This window comes from Streptomyces sp. BJ20 (assembly GCF_022869105.1).
GTDB classification, from domain to species: Bacteria; Actinomycetota; Actinomycetes; order Streptomycetales; family Streptomycetaceae; genus Streptomyces; species Streptomyces griseoincarnatus.
Window position 1 is genome coordinate 1,700,568 of record NZ_CP094918.1, and the last position, 15,116, is coordinate 1,715,683.

General features: G+C 72.9%; 11 protein-coding genes. 9 read left to right on the top strand and 2 right to left on the bottom strand.

Annotated elements, in window-relative coordinates; all coding sequences use genetic code 11:
* Positions 1-105: 105 nt before the first annotated feature.
* From MTR79_RS07915 to MTR79_RS07950, 8 genes are all read left to right on the top strand, one after another.
* Positions 106-2,868 carry a DNA translocase FtsK gene (locus tag MTR79_RS07915; RefSeq protein ID WP_244789616.1) on the top strand — a complete coding sequence of 921 codons (2,763 nt, stop codon included), beginning with the start codon at positions 106-108 and terminating at the stop codon, positions 2,866-2,868.
* A 252-nt stretch (positions 2,869-3,120) separates the two neighbouring features.
* Positions 3,121-3,963: a helix-turn-helix domain-containing protein gene (locus MTR79_RS07920; RefSeq protein WP_114874938.1), complete on the top strand. Its 843-nt coding sequence runs from the start codon at positions 3,121-3,123 to the stop codon at positions 3,961-3,963.
* 93 nt (positions 3,964-4,056) lie between these two features.
* Entirely contained in the window at positions 4,057-5,532 is a 1,476-nt protein-coding gene (gene rimO / locus MTR79_RS07925) for a 30S ribosomal protein S12 methylthiotransferase RimO (protein ID WP_086702457.1), read from the top strand.
* Positions 5,529-6,413 carry a CDP-diacylglycerol--glycerol-3-phosphate 3-phosphatidyltransferase gene (gene pgsA, locus MTR79_RS07930; RefSeq protein WP_086702458.1) on the top strand — a complete coding sequence of 295 codons (885 nt, stop codon included), beginning with the start codon at positions 5,529-5,531 and terminating at the stop codon, positions 6,411-6,413. The genes rimO and pgsA overlap by 4 nt, the downstream gene beginning before the upstream one ends.
* Positions 6,410-6,955 carry a CinA family protein gene (locus tag MTR79_RS07935; protein ID WP_086702460.1) on the top strand — a complete coding sequence of 182 codons (546 nt, stop codon included), beginning with the start codon at positions 6,410-6,412 and terminating at the stop codon, positions 6,953-6,955. The genes pgsA and MTR79_RS07935 overlap by 4 nt, the downstream gene beginning before the upstream one ends.
* 109 nt (positions 6,956-7,064) lie before the next feature.
* Complete coding sequence (locus tag MTR79_RS07940) at positions 7,065-7,445, top strand: helix-turn-helix transcriptional regulator (RefSeq protein WP_003993396.1); 381 nt, start codon at positions 7,065-7,067, stop codon at positions 7,443-7,445.
* Positions 7,446-7,644: 199 nt separating this feature from the next.
* On the top strand, positions 7,645-8,115 hold the full coding sequence (locus MTR79_RS07945) for a DNA starvation/stationary phase protection protein (protein WP_048456282.1): 471 nt from the start codon (positions 7,645-7,647) through the stop codon (positions 8,113-8,115).
* A gap of 65 nt (positions 8,116-8,180) precedes the next feature.
* Positions 8,181-8,393, top strand: coding sequence for a hypothetical protein (locus MTR79_RS07950; protein ID WP_086702461.1), 213 nt, complete (start codon positions 8,181-8,183; stop codon positions 8,391-8,393).
* Positions 8,394-8,420: 27 nt separating this feature from the next.
* Here the strand turns inward: MTR79_RS07950 and MTR79_RS07955 are convergent, their stop codons facing one another.
* A complete protein-coding gene (locus MTR79_RS07955) occupies positions 8,421-9,254 on the bottom strand; it encodes an Fpg/Nei family DNA glycosylase (RefSeq protein WP_189365579.1) in 834 nt (277 codons plus the stop codon).
* A 33-nt stretch (positions 9,255-9,287) separates the two neighbouring features.
* On the bottom strand, positions 9,288-14,141 hold the full coding sequence (locus tag MTR79_RS07960; RefSeq protein WP_244789617.1) for an ATP-dependent helicase: 4,854 nt from the start codon (positions 14,139-14,141) through the stop codon (positions 9,288-9,290).
* Between the two features lie 74 nt (positions 14,142-14,215).
* On the opposite strand from MTR79_RS07960, the gene MTR79_RS07965 reads away from it, so the two are divergent.
* Positions 14,216-15,070, top strand: coding sequence for an AraC family transcriptional regulator (locus tag MTR79_RS07965; RefSeq protein WP_244789618.1), 855 nt, complete (start codon positions 14,216-14,218; stop codon positions 15,068-15,070).
* Positions 15,071-15,116: the final 46 nt, after the last annotated feature.

Below are 15,116 nucleotides of genomic sequence, written 5' to 3' on the forward strand. Positions count from 1 at the left end.
CTCGCGGACACCACGCGTCAGCATCACGCCTCGAAGTGGGCGACACGAACGGGTGAAGCATCCGCCACGCGTGTCACGTGCCGTCTCCCCCGGTAACCTCACACCATGGCCTCACGTCCCTCCGCAGCCAAGAAGCCGCCCGCGAAGAAGGCGGCCGCTTCCGCGAAGGCTCCGGCGAAGAAGGCCGCCGCCAGGAAACCTCCGGCGAAGAAGGTGCCCGCCAGGAAGGCTCCGGCGAAGAAGCCCGCCCCCGCGCCGGCCCCGAATCCGACCGGCGCCGTCTACCGGCTCGTCCGCGCCCTGTGGCTGGGGCTCGCGCACGCCGTCGGCGCGGTGTTCCGTGGCATAGGGCAGGGCGCCAAGAACCTCGACCCGGCCCACCGCAAGGACGGTCTCGCGCTGTTGCTGCTCGGCATCGCGCTGATCGTCGCCGCCGGCACCTGGGCCGACCTCGAGGGGCCCGTCGGCGACCTGGTGGAGATCCTGGTCACCGGCGCGTTCGGCCGGCTCGACCTGCTGGTGCCGATCCTCGTCGCCGTCGTCGCCGTGCGGTTCATCCGGCACCCGGAGAAACCCGAGGCCAACGGACGGATCGTCATCGGCCTGTCCGCGCTCGTCATCGGCGTCCTGGGGCAGATCCACATCGCCGTCGGCTCGCCCGCGCGCGCCGACGGCATGCAGGCCATAAGGGACGCAGGCGGCCTCATCGGCTGGGGAGCCGCCGCGCCGCTGTCGTCCACCATGACCGACGTGCTGGCCGTGCCCCTGTTGGTGCTGCTCACCGTCTTCGGTCTGCTGGTGGTCACGGCCACCCCGGTGAACGCGATCCCGCAGCGGCTGCGTCAGCTCGGCGTGCGGCTGGGCCTGGTGCACGAGCCGGAGGAGTACGGCGAGGACGACGAGCGCTACGAGGAGCAGTGGCGCGAGGCGCTGCCCCAGAGCCGCCGCAGGCGCCGCCCCGCGAGCGAGGAGTACGACCCGGAGCGCGCGGAGGGGGAGGCGCCGTCGCGTCGGCAGCGCCGCCCGCGACGGTCCGCCGTGCCGCAGCCCGACGCCGACCGGGCCATGGACGCCGTGGACGTGGCCGCCGCCGCGGCCGCCGCGCTCGACGGCGCCGTGCTGCACGGTATGCCGCCCTCCCCGGTCGTCGCCGACCTCACCCAGGGCGTCAGCACCGGAGACCACGAGCCGACCACCCCGACGCCGGTCCCGTCCGTCCGCCCGCAGCAGGACTCGCCCAAGAAGGGCAAGTCCCGGCGGGACGCGCCCGCGAAGGACGAGGGGGCCGAGCAGCGGGAGCGGCCGCCCGCGGGCGTGCTCGACATGACCAAGGCGCCGCCGCGCGAACCCCGCGACCTGCCGCCGCGCGCCGAGCAGTTGCAGCTCTCCGGCGACATCACCTACTCCCTGCCCTCGCTCGACCTCCTTCACCGCGGCGGTCCTGGCAAGGCACGCAGCGCGGCCAACGACGCCATAGTGGAGGCGCTGCGGAAGGTCTTCACCGAGTTCAAGGTGGACGCCGACGTCACCGGCTTCACCCGCGGCCCGACGGTCACCCGGTACGTCGTGGAACTCGGCCCGGCCGTGAAGGTCGAGCGGGTCACCGCGCTCACCAAGAACATCGCGTACGCCGTCGCCAGCCCGGACGTGCGGATCATCAGTCCGATCCCCGGCAAGTCCGCGGTGGGCATCGAGATCCCCAACACCGACCGGGAGATGGTGAACCTCGGCGACGTGCTGCGGCTCGCGGAGTCCGCCGAGGACGACGACCCGATGCTGGTCGCCTTCGGCAAGGACGTCGAGGGCGGCTACGTCATGGACTCGCTGGCGAAGATGCCGCACATGCTGGTCGCCGGCGCCACCGGCTCCGGCAAGTCGTCCTGCATCAACTGCCTGATCACGTCGATCATGATGCGGGCGACCCCGGAGGACGTCCGGATGATCCTGGTCGACCCCAAGCGCGTCGAGCTGACCGCGTACGAGGGCATCCCGCACCTGATCACGCCGATCATCACCAACCCCAAGCGGGCCGCCGAGGCGCTCCAGTGGGTCGTGCGCGAGATGGACCTGCGCTACGACGACCTGGCCGCCTACGGCTACCGGCACATCGACGACTTCAACCGCGCGGTGCGCGAGGGCAAGGTCAAGCCGCCCGAGGGCAGCGAGCGCGAGCTCCAGCCGTACCCGTACCTGCTGGTGATCGTGGACGAGCTGGCCGACCTGATGATGGTCGCCCCGCGTGACGTCGAGGACGCCATCGTGCGCATCACCCAGCTGGCCCGCGCGGCCGGCATCCACCTGGTGCTGGCCACCCAGCGGCCCTCGGTCGACGTCGTCACCGGTCTGATCAAGGCGAACGTGCCGTCCAGGCTGGCGTTCGCCACGTCCTCGCTCGCCGACTCGCGGGTCATCCTCGACCAGCCCGGCGCCGAGAAGCTGATCGGCAAGGGCGACGGGCTGTTCCTGCCCATGGGGGCGAACAAACCCACGCGTATGCAGGGCGCGTTCGTGACCGAGGAGGAGGTCGCGGCGGTCGTCCAGCACTGCAAGGACCAGATGGCGCCCGTCTTCCGGGACGACGTCGTCGTCGGCACCAAGCAGAAGAAGGAGATCGACGAGGACATCGGTGACGACCTAGACCTGCTGTGCCAGGCGGCCGAGCTGGTCGTCTCCACCCAGTTCGGGTCCACGTCGATGCTCCAGCGCAAGCTGCGCGTCGGCTTCGCCAAGGCGGGCCGGCTGATGGACCTCATGGAGTCCCGTAACATCGTCGGACCGAGCGAAGGTTCGAAGGCTCGTGACGTTCTTGTGAAGCCTGATGAGCTGGACGGCGTGCTCGCGCTGATCCGCGGGGAGTCTGAAGGGTAGACGGCGGGGGCACGGTCGTCGCGCCGGGACGTCCGGCCGGGTGATCGTGACCCTTCCGTAAGCGATCAACGAGCAACCGTATCCCGTCGGCGCACGTCACATTGAACGAAGTGTCAGGCAGCAGGACGACCATCGGAATGTCGGGCCATTCCGATGGCGTACAAAGTACGAACGCCCGGTTGCCCCACCCCTTCGTACCCCACCTAGACTGAACCTCCAGCACAGGCGGCTACACGCTCGAAAGGCGCCCCCGTGTCCATCGGCAACTCCCCTGAAGACGAGCGTCCGTTCGAAGACGTTTCCGAGGAAGACCGCCCTTCCGTCTCGGTCGGCCGTGCGTTGCAGCAGGCGCGCATCGCCGCCGGGCTCACCGTCGACGACATCAGTACCGCCACCCGCGTCCGCATCGCCATCGTCCACGCCATCGAGCAGGACGACTTCGCCCCCTGCGGCGGCGACGTGTACGCGCGCGGGCACATCCGTACGCTGGCCAAGGCCGTGAAGCTCGACCCGGCCCCGCTGCTCGCCCAGTACGAGGCCCAGAACGGCGGCGGCCGCCCGGCGCCCACCCCGGCCGCGCCCCTCTTCGAGGCGGAGCGCATCCGTCCGGAGCGGCGCGGACCCAACTGGACCGCCGCCATGGTCGCCGCGATCGTGGTCGTGATCGGCTTCGTCGGCTTCACGATGGTCAACGGCGACGACGAGGGCGGGACGAACGTCGCCGGCGACACCGAGCCGACCGAGTCGCCCACGCCCAGCCCCACCACCAAGACCGCCAAGCCCGTCGTGCCCGCGCCGGATCCGTCGGACAGCGCCATCGCCGCGGCCCCGCAGGACAAGGTGACCGTCAAGGTCGTCGCCGCCGACGCACCCAGCTGGATCTCGGCCAAGGACCACAACGGCAAGGTGCTCTTCGCCGAGCTGCTCAAGAAGGGCGAGGACAAGACCTTCCAGGACAGCTCCAAGATCGACCTGGTCCTCGGCGACGCGGGCGGCCTCGACCTGTTCGTCAACGGCAAGAAGATCGAGGAAGACTGGCAGCCGGGCGCCGTGGAGCGCCTCACCTACACCAAGGGCGACCCGCAGGCCGGGTGACCGGCTTCCGCAGAGGCGCTCACCACGGGGTTGGCCGGGTCCGGCCAACCCCGTCGACGTGGGGCGTCGCCGGGACGAAGTAGTCTTGAGCCCATGCCTGAACGCCGTACCGTCGCACTGGTCACCCTTGGCTGCGCCCGTAACGAGGTGGACTCGGAGGAGCTCGCAGGCCGTTTGGAGGCGGACGGCTGGCAGCTCGTCGAGGACGCCGAGGAAGCGGACGTCGCCGTCGTCAACACCTGTGGATTCGTCGAGGCCGCCAAGAAGGACTCCGTCGACGCCCTCCTGGAGGCCAACGACCTCAAGGGACACGGGAGAACCCAGGCGGTCGTCGCCGTCGGCTGCATGGCCGAGCGGTACGGCAAGGAGCTCGCCGAAGCCCTTCCCGAGGCCGACGGCGTGCTCGGCTTCGACGACTACGCGAACATCTCCGACCGCCTGCAGACCATCCTGAACGGCGGCATCCACGCCGCCCACACCCCGCGCGACCGGCGCAAGCTGCTGCCCGTCAGCCCGGCCGAGCGGCAGGATTCCGCCGCCGCCGTCGCGCTGCCCGGACACGGCCCGGCCGACCTGCCCGACGGCCTCGCCCCCGCCTCGGGCCCCCGTGCGCCCCTGCGTCGCCGCCTGGACGGCTCCCCGGTCGCCTCCGTGAAGCTGGCCTCCGGCTGCGACCGGCGCTGCTCCTTCTGCGCCATCCCCTCCTTCCGCGGCTCCTTCATCTCCCGCCGCCCCAGCGACGTCCTCAACGAGACGCGGTGGCTGGCCGAGCAGGGCGTGAAGGAGATCATGCTGGTCTCCGAGAACAACACCTCCTACGGCAAGGACCTCGGCGACATCCGCCTGCTGGAGTCCCTGCTTCCCGAACTCGCCGAGGTCGACGGCCTGGAGCGGGTGCGCGTCAGCTACCTCCAGCCGGCCGAGATGCGCCCCGGCCTGATCGACGTGCTGACCTCCACCCCCAAGATCGCCCCCTACTTCGACCTGTCCTTCCAGCACTCCGCGCCCGACGTGCTGCGCGCCATGCGCCGCTTCGGCGACACCGACCGCTTCCTGGAGCTGCTCGACACCATCCGGAGCAAGGCGCCCCAGGCCGGCGTGCGCTCCAACTTCATCGTCGGCTTCCCCGGCGAGTCCGCGGCCGACCTCGCCGAGCTGGAGCGGTTCCTGGGCCACGCCCGGCTGGACGCCATCGGTGTGTTCGGCTACTCCGACGAGGAGGGCACCGAGGCCGCCGGCTACGACGGCAAGCTCGACGAGGACGTGGTCGCCGATCGGCTGGCCCGCGTCTCCCGGCTGGCCGAGGAACTCGTCTCGCAGCGCGCCGAGGAGCGGGTCGGCGAGACCGTGCACGTCCTGGTGGAGTCCGTCGACGAGGAGGAGGGCGTGTACGGCCGTGCCGCGCACCAGGCCCCCGAGACGGACGGCCAGGTGCTGCTCACGAGCGGCGAGGGACTGAGTGTCGGCCGTATGGTCGAGGCGAAGGTGGTCGGCACGGAAGGTGTCGACCTGGTGGCCGAGCCGCTCTTCGAGGGCTCGCCCGCGCGCATCGAGGAGGCGGGCAGATGACGGGTGTCCCGGCATCGGCGGCAGGTGGCCCCTCCGGCGCGAGAAGGGCGAAGGGCCCCGCGTCCGGGGGCGTGACACCGGCGTCCGGCCGCGCGCTCGCGCGGGAGGCCAGGGACACGGCTCCGGGCGATTTCGGAGACGGGCGGGCACGGCGTGACGCGCCGAGCCCCGAGGAGGTCCGCCCGGCGGCCCCTTCCTCACCGCAGTCCCCCCAGGGGAGCGCCGGGACCGCCGAGGGACAGGGCTCCACGCGCGCCCCGCGCGGCGGCAAGATCGCGGCCGCGGCCGTGGACCAGGCCAGCGTCTGGAACATCGCCAACCTGCTGACCATGCTCCGGCTGCTGCTGGTACCGGCGTTCGTCATGCTGATGCTGGCCGACGGCGGCTACGACCCGGCCTGGCGCTCGCTGGCCTGGGCGGCCTTCGCCATCGCCATGATCACCGACCTGTTCGACGGTCATCTGGCGCGCACCTACAACCTGGTCACCGACTTCGGGAAGATCGCCGACCCCATCGCCGACAAGGCCATCATGGGCGCGGCGCTGATCTGTCTGTCCGCGCTGGGCGACCTGCCGTGGTGGGTCACGGGCGTGATCCTCGGCCGGGAACTGGGGATCACCCTGCTGCGTTTCCTCGTCATCCGTTACGGGGTGATCCCGGCCAGCCGGGGCGGCAAGCTCAAGACACTCACCCAGGGCGTGGCCGTCGGCATGTACGTGCTGGCGCTGACCGGGTGGCTGGCGACGCTGCGGTGGTGGGTGATGGCCGCGGCGGTGGTGCTGACCGTGGCGACCGGACTCGACTATGTGAAACAGGCCATTGTGCTCCGCAGTCAGGGAATCGCCGAGCGCAAGGCGGCGTTGGAGGAGACGGAAGAGTGAGTTCAACGGCCACCGAGGTGGTGCGACTACTCACCGTGAACGGAGGGACGCTCGCGGTCGCCGAGTCGCTGACCGGTGGTCTGGTGGCGGCGGAGATCACCTCTGTCCCCGGGGCGTCCAAGGTCTTCAGAGGCTCGGTGACGGCGTACGCCACGGAGCTGAAGCACCGGCTGCTGGGCGTGGACGCCACTCTGCTGGCCCAGCGAGGAGCGGTGGATCCGCAGGTGGCGGGCCAGATGGCGGCCGGGGTGCGCAAGGCTCTCGACGCCGACTGGGGCATCGCCACCACCGGAGTGGCCGGCCCCGACCCCCAGGACGGACAGGCCGTCGGCACGGTGTACGTGGCCGTGGACGGCCCCTTCGCGGACGGTGACGGTTCCGCCTCTGGCGGAAAAGTGCGCCGCCTGCGGTTGAACGGCGACCGCGCGGAAATTCGTATGGAGAGTGTACGGAGCGTACTCGCACTGCTCCTCGCGGAGCTTGCGGGCGAACAGACCGGGAATGAGCGAGCACAGGATACGGAACGGAACGGGGGGTTTTGATGTTTGCAGCCCAGAGTGAACACGACATCGCTCCCCGCACGGCCGCGGCGCGAGGCGGTACGGTGGGGCGAGAAGGATGCGGCTACGCGGTCCGAGGAGGGAGCCACCGATGATTCTGCTCCGTCGCCTGCTGGGTGACGTGCTGCGTCGGCAGCGCCAGCGCCAGGGCCGTACTCTGCGCGAAGTCTCCTCGTCCGCCCGAGTTTCGCTCGGCTATCTCTCCGAGGTGGAGCGGGGGCAGAAGGAGGCTTCCTCCGAGCTGCTCTCCGCGATCTGCGACGCGTTGGACGTACGGATGTCCGAGCTCATGCGGGAGGTGAGCGACGAACTCGCTCTCGCCGAGCTGGCCCAGTCTGCTGCAGCGACCCCCAGCGAGCCCGTACCCACGCCGGTTCGACCGATGCTGGGTTCCGTGTCGGTGACCGGTGTGCCACCGGAACGGGTGACCATCAAGGCGCCCGCCGAGGCGGTGGACGTCGTCGCCGCCTGAGCGCGGTGTCCGGCGCCCGCGCGGTGTGAAGGTGTGAGATGCCCCGGTGAGGGCTCCTCCGGAAGCTTCCGGAGGAGTGCTACCGGGGTTTTCGCATGCCCGGACGGACGTGGGGGAGCGGGGCGGGGCTGCGTTTGCCGGTGCGGCGGCGGGCCGTCATCGTGGAGACGGAGGCGGGGGACCAGCCACGGAGGTGCGGATGTACGTCGTGAAGAGCCCGTTGTCCGACGAGAACCTGAAGACTGTTTCTGAGGCACTGCAGGGCGCCCTGGTCGATCTCATCGACCTCTCCCTGGTGGCCAAGCAGATCCACTGGAACGTGGTCGGACCGCGCTTCCGCTCCGTTCATCTCCAGCTCGACGAGGTCGTGGCCACCGCACGCGGTCACTCCGACACCGTCGCCGAGCGCGCCGCGGCGCTGGGCGTCTCGCCCGACGGGCGGGCCGCGACCGTGGCCGTGGGCAGCGGCATCGGCGTCACGCCCGAGGGCTGGGTCGACGACGCGGCGGCGGTGAGCGCGCTGGTGGACGCGCTGGGCGCGGTCATCGCCCGTATGCGGGAGCGGATCGCGGCGACCGAGGAGCCCGACCCGGTGACCCAGGACATCATCATCACCATCACCGCGGACCTCGAGAAGCACCACTGGATGTTCCAGGCCGCGAACGGGTGACCCGGCCGCGGGGCCCAGCCCTGGCGCGGAGAAACGGGCCCACGGGGTACCGGTGGGGCGCCTGCGTGGCGTTCACCGCCCTGTGGTGGTGGGCGGCGGCACGGCTGCTGCTCGCGCCGGACGCCGGCGCCCTGGAGGGTACGGTCGCGGCCGGCGGATGGGGACTGAGCGTGCTTCCGGTGCACTGTCTGCCCAAGGCACGGGCGGACGGGGCGCTCGCCGCGGGACGCTGGCGGCGGGCCTGGCGCGCCGCTCGTCGTGAGCCCGGGGAGGAGTGACGCCCTCCCCCCGGGCGGCTGTGTCGGCTAGCGGGCGGGGCTTCGGCGGTCTCGCGGCGCGGGATCCGGGGCCGGTCCCGGCTGGCAGACGGGGCACCAGTACGTGGGGCGTTCGCGTGAGCCGTCGCCCTGCTCGGCCACCCGGATCGGCGTGCCGCAGCGCAGACAGGGGCGGCGGGCGCGGCCGTACACGTAGAGGTCCTGGCCACGCCGGCCCGTGGTGTTGCGGATCGGGCGGTCGCGGTTGAACTCCAGCAGCTTCCTGGCCAGCTCCGGGAGGCTCGCCATCCGGTCGGCGGGCAGCTCGCCGACGGGGAGCCAGGGCGTGACGTTGAGCAGGAAGCACAGCTCGCTCTTGAACACGTTGCCGATGCCCGCGAGGTTCCGCTGGTCCAGCAGGGCCTCGCCGAGTTCCCGGTCGGGGTCCTTCCCGAGGTTGGCGAGAGCGATGTCGGCGTCCCAGTCGGGTCCCAGCAGGTCGGGGCCGAGGTGGCCGACCGCGCGGTCCTCCTCGTCCTCGGTGCGGATCAGCTCCAGCACGGGGAGCCGGTAGCCGACGGCCGTGCGTTCGGCGTTGGCGAGGACGGCGCGGATCTGGTGCGCCGGGCCGCCGTTCCAGCGCTGCCCGGGCGCGAAGATCCGCCACGAGCCGTCCATCCGCAGGTGCGAGTGCAGGGTCAGGCCGCCCTCGATCCGGGTCAGCAGGTGCTTGCCGCGCGCCGTGACGTCCAGCACCGAGCGTCCGGTGAGGTCGGACGTGGCGAAGCGGGGCACGCGCAGATCGCTGCGGACCAGTACTCTGCCCGCGAGGGCGTCGTGCAGCCGTCGCGCGGCCTGCCAGACCGTGTCTCCTTCGGGCATGCGTCAAGGGTGACACGGCCGGCCCGCACCCGGTCAGGCGCGCAGCCGCAGCCCTCTCGGGGTGGCCACGAAACCCGCGGTCTCCAGGAGGGCACCGAGCGGGGACGTGAGGGCCGGGGTGCCGTTGACGCGCTCCACGGTGACCGTGCCGAGGGAGCCCGCGCGGGCCGCGTTCGCGAGCGCCTCGGCGGCCACCGGCAGCCTCGGGTCGTCGGCCGGGTCGGCGCCGGGATCGGCGGGCCAGGCCAGCACGGTCTTGCCGCCGCGCTCCATGTAGAGCGTCAGCTCGCCGTCCACCAGCACCACCAACGAGCCCGCCTTGCGGCCCGGCTTGTGGCTCGCGCCCTCCGGCGGCTCCGGCCAGCCCAGGGCCGCCCCGTAGGCGTTGGCCGGGTCGGCGGCGGCCAGTACGACGGCCCGGGAGCCGCGGTCCGGCCCCGAACGGCGTCCGGCGAACGGGTCGTACGAAGGACCCCCGCCGTTCTGCCAGGGCTGCGAGCCCTGGGCGGCGAGGTCGCGCGGCGAGACGTACTCACCGGGCCGCGAGGGCAGGTACGACACGTCGTCCTGGCCCTGCCCGAGCCCGTAAGGGTCGGACTGTCCGCCGAACGGAGCGGGCGCGTCCGGGACCGGGTGTCCCTCGCCGCGCTCCCGGGCGTTGGCCGCCGCGCGCAGGCGGTCCACGGCGCCGTCCATCGCGAACTGGGCGGCGCCCAAACCCTCCACCACGTAGCCACGACGGGCCTGCCCCGTCTCCTCGAACGCGGACAACACCCGGTACACCGCCGAGAAGCCGCCCTCGACGCCCTCCGCCGCGACGGCGCCCCGGGTCACCACACCGTGCCGGTCCAGCAGGGTGCGGGCCAGGGCGTGGGCGCGGACCGTGGTGTCGCCCTCCCGGTCGGGCAGCAGCGCCCAGCGGCCGGCGACCGTGGGCGGGCCCGTGCGGGAGGCGCTGCGGGCCGCCGCCGTCAGGGAGCCGTAGCGTCCGCGCGGGACCGCGCGCTTGGCCCGGTGGGCCGTGGACCCGGCGGTGCGGCCGGAGCCGAGCAGGGCGCGCAGCGGGTTGAGCGTGTCGTTGGTGAGACGCCCGGACCAGGCGAGGTCCCACAGGGCGTCGGCCAGCTGCACGTCGCTCGCCTCGGGGTGCGTGGTGGCGCGGACTTGGTCGGCGATCTGACGGAAGAACAGGCCGTAGCCGCCGGACAGGGCGGCCAGCACCGACTCGTGCAGCGCGGTCGTCTCCAGCGGATGCGGGGGAGGCAGCAGCAGGGGAGCCGCGTCCGCCAGGTACAGCGAGACCCAGCCGTCCTTGCCCGGCAGGGAACCCGCGCCCGCCCAGATCACCTCGCCGGACGCGGTCAGCTCGTCGAGCATCGCCGAAGCGTAGTTCGCCACCCGCGACGGCAGGACCAGCTTCTCCAGGGCGGAGGCGGGCACGGACGCGCCTTGGAGCTGCTCGACGGCCCGCAGCAGTCCGTCGATGCCCCGCAGGGAGTGGCCCTTGCCCATGTGCTGCCACTGAGGGAGGAACTGGGCCAGCGCGGCGGGCGGCACCGGCTCCAGCTCGTGCCGCAGCGCGGCCAGGGAACGGCGGCGCAGCCGGCGCAGCACCGCCGCGTCGCACCACTCCTGACCGATCCCGGCCGGGTGGAACTCGCCCTGCACGACCCGGCCGGCCGCCGCCAAACGCTGCAGGGCGCCCTCGGTCACGGCCACGCCCAGCCCGAAGCGGGCGGCCGCCGTCGCGGAGGTGAACGGGCCGTGCGTGCGCGCGTACCGCGCGAGGAGGTCGCCCAGGGGGTCCTTCACGGGCTCCGTGAACGCCTCGGGCACGCCGACCGGCAGCGCCGTGCCCAGCGCGTCCCGCAGCCGGCCCGCGTCCTCCACGGCCGCCCAGTGGTCCTCGCCCGCGATGCGCACCCGGATGGCGCGCCGCGCGGAGGCCAGCTCCCGCGCCCACTGCGGCTCGGCGCCCCGTTCGGCCAGCTCGGCCTCGGTGAGCGGACCGAGCAGTCGCAGCAGGTCGGCGACGCTCTCCGCGTCCTTCGCGCGCCGGTCCTCGGTGAGCCACTGCAGCTCGCGCTCCAGCTCCGTGAGCACCTCGGCGTCCAGCAGCTCCCGCAGCTCCGCCTGGCCGAGCAGCTCCGCGAGCAGCCGCGAGTCCAGTGACAGGGCGGCCGCACGGCGCTCGGCGAGCGGGGAGTCGCCCTCGTACAGGAACTGGGCGACGTACCCGAAGAGCAGGGAGCGGGCGAACGGGGACGGCTCCGGGGTGGTGACCTCGACCAGCCGCACCCTCCGGGACTCCAGGTCGCCCATCAGCTCGACCAGGCCGGGGACGTCGAACACGTCCTGGAGGCACTCGCGGACCGCCTCGAGGACGATCGGGAACGACCCGAACTCGCCGGCCACCTGGAGCAGCTGGGAGGCGCGCTGACGCTGCTGCCACAGCGGCGTGCGCCGGCCGGGGTTGCGGCGCGGCAGCAGCAGCGCGCGGGCGGCGCACTCACGGAACCGGGAGGCGAAGAGGGCCGAGCCGCCGACCTGGTCGGTGACGACCTGGTCGACCTCGCCCTTGTCGAAGACGACGTCGGCGGCGCCCACGGGTGCCTGGTCCGCGTCGTACTCGGCGCCGGCCTTCACCGGCTCCTGGTCGAGCAGGTCCAGCCCCATCAGGTCGGCGTCCGGCAGGCGCAGCACGATGCCGTCGTCGGCGTGCATCACCTGGGCGTCCATGCCGTACCGCTCGGACAGACGGGCGCCGAGCGCGAGCGCCCACGGGGCGTGCACCTGAGCGCCGAAGGGGGAGTGCACGACCACCCGCCAGTCGCCCAGCTCGTCGCGGAACCGCTCCACCACGATCGTGCGGTCGTCCGGGATGTGCCCGCAGGCCTCGCGCTGCTCCCTCAGGTACGACAGCACGTTGTCCGCGGCCCAGGCGTCCAGCCCCGCGGCCAGCAGCCGCAGCCTGGCGTCCTCGTCGTCCAGCGAGCCCACCTCGCGCAGGAACGCGCCCAGCGCGCGGCCCAGCTCCAGCGGGCGGCCCAGCTGGTCGCCCTTCCAGAACGGCAGCCGGCCCGGCACGCCCGGCGCGGGGGAGACCAGGACCCGGTCGCGGGTGATGTCCTCGATGCGCCACGAGCTGGTGCCGAGCGTGAAGACGTCACCCACCCGCGACTCGTAGACCATCTCCTCGTCCAGCTCGCCGACCCGGCCCCCGCCCTTCTTGGGGTCGGCGCCCGCCAGGAACACGCCGAACAGACCGCGGTCCGGGATCGTGCCGCCCGAGGTCACGGCCAGGCGCTGGGCCCCCGGACGGCCGGTGATCTCACCCGTGACCCGGTCCCACACCACGCGCGGACGCAGCTCCGCGAAGGCGTCCGACGGGTACCGCCCGGCGAGCATGTCCAGCACGGACGTGAACGCGGACTCGGGCAGCGAGGCGAAGGGGGCCGCCCGGCGCACCGCCGCCAGCAGGTCGTCGAACTGCCAGGTGTCCATCGCCGTCATCGCCACGACCTGCTGCGCCAGCACGTCCAGCGGGTTCGACGGGACGCGCAGGGCCTCGATCTCGCCCGTGCGCATCCGCTCGGTGACGACGGCGGCCTGCACCAGGTCGCCCCGGTACTTCGGGAACACCACGCCCGTGGACACCGCGCCCACCTGGTGGCCCGCGCGGCCCACGCGCTGGAGGCCGGAGGCGACCGACGGCGGCGATTCGACCTGCACCACCAGGTCGACGGCGCCCATGTCGATGCCCAGCTCCAGGCTGGACGTGGCGACCACTGCGGGCAGCCGGCCCGCCTTCAGATCCTCCTCCACCTGGGCGCGCTGCTCCTTGGACACCGAGCCGTGGTGCGCCCGCGCGATGACCGCGGGCGCGCCCTGGGCGGCCCCGGAGCCGCCCATCAGCTCGGCGGGGGAGTGGTGCTCGTCCAGGGGCTCGCCGGTGGCGCGCTCGTAGGCGATCTCGTTGAGCCGGTTGCACAGCCGCTCGGCGAGACGGCGGGAGTTGGCGAACACGATGGTCGAGCGGTGGCTCTGCACCAGGTCGGCGATCCGCTCCTCGACGTGCGGCCAGATCGAGGGCTTCTCCGCGCCCTCCGAACCCTCCGAGACGGGCGAGCCGCCCAGCTCGCCGAGGTCCTCGACCGGCACCACGACGGAGAGGTCGAACTCCTTCCCCGACTCCGGCTGCACGATCTCCGTCTTGCGCCGCGGGGACAGGAAGCGGGCCACCTCGTCCACGGGGCGCACCGTAGCCGAGAGGCCGATGCGGCGGGCCGGCTTGGGCAGCAGCTCGTCCAGCCGCTCCAGGGACAGTGCCAGGTGCGCGCCGCGCTTGGTGCCCGCGACCGCGTGCACCTCGTCGAGGATCACCGTCTCCACGCCCGTGAGCGCGTCGCGCGTGGCGGACGTCAGCATCAGGAACAGCGACTCGGGCGTGGTGATCAGGATGTCCGGCGGCCGGGTGGCGAGGGCGCGGCGCTCGGCGGGCGGGGTGTCGCCGGAGCGGATGCCGACCTTCACCTCGGGCTCGGGCATCCCGAGGCGCACGGCCTCCTGACGGATGCCGGTCAGGGGGCTGCGCAGATTGCGCTCGACGTCGACGGCGAGGGCCTTCAGCGGCGAGACGTACAGCACCCGGCAGCGCTTCCTGGGGTCGGCCGGCGGGGGCGTCGAGGCCAGCTCGTCCAGGGCGGCGAGAAACGCGGCCAGCGTCTTGCCGGAACCGGTCGGTGCCACCACCAGCACGTCCGAGCCCGCACCGATGGCCTGCCAGGCGCCGGCCTGGGCGGCCGTGGGCGCGGAGAAGGCCCCCGTGAACCAGCCACGGGTCGCGGGGGAGAAGCCGTCCAGGGCGCGGCGCGGATCGCTGACCATGCGTCCATCGTGCACCCGGCCACTGACATCCGGGCCGGTCCGGGGCGCCGGCCGGGCGGCGTGACAATGACGGTATGGCGGAAACGCGCGGGGAACGGGCACGGCACTGGCGGTACGAGGAACTGCCCGGTGTCGACCTGCTGCGTGCCCACTACATCCGCAAGTCCTTCGTCCGGCACACCCACGAACACTTCGTGATCGCCGCCATCGCCGACGGCGTCGAGGTCTTCCATCACGGGAGCGGTGACCAGTACGCGGGCGCGGGCGCCCTCGCCCTGGTGAACCCGGACACGCCCCACACCGGCCGGGCGGGCGTCCCCGAGGGCTGGCGGTACGGTGCCGTCTACCCGTCGCCGGACGTCGTGGCCGCTATCGCCGCCGAGACCACCACCCTGCGCGGCACCCCCGGCTTCGTCACCCCGGTCCTCGACGACCCGTACACCGTCCACCTGGTCCACCAGGTGCTGCGGGCCACCGACGAGGGCAACCCGCTCGCCGCCGACACCCTGCTGCGGGTCGTCGTGACCCGGCTGCTGCGGCTGAACGGCGGCACGCTGCCCCGGCGCGAGGTCCGCACGGCCGGGGCCCGGACCGCGGCACGCGCGCGTGCCGTGCTCGAGGAACGCATGGCAGCGCCACCCACCCTGCAGCAGCTCGCCGCTGGCCTCGGCACCAGCCCCTTCGCCCTGCTGCGCGCCTTCCGCGACACCTACGGCATGCCCCCGCACACCTGGCTCACCGACGCGCGCGTGCGGCGCGCCCGGCGGCTGCTGGACGCGGGGACGGCACCGTCCGAGGCGGCCGTCACCGTGGGGTTCACCGACCAGCCGCACCTCAACCGGCACTTCAGCCGCATCGTCGGCGTCCCGCCGGGCGCCTACCAGCGCGAGCGCAAGAACGTACAAGACGCGCGGGGGACCGTTCCGTAGCGTCCGGGGCGTGGCAGTGGAACGGACAGCAGGGCATGAGCACACG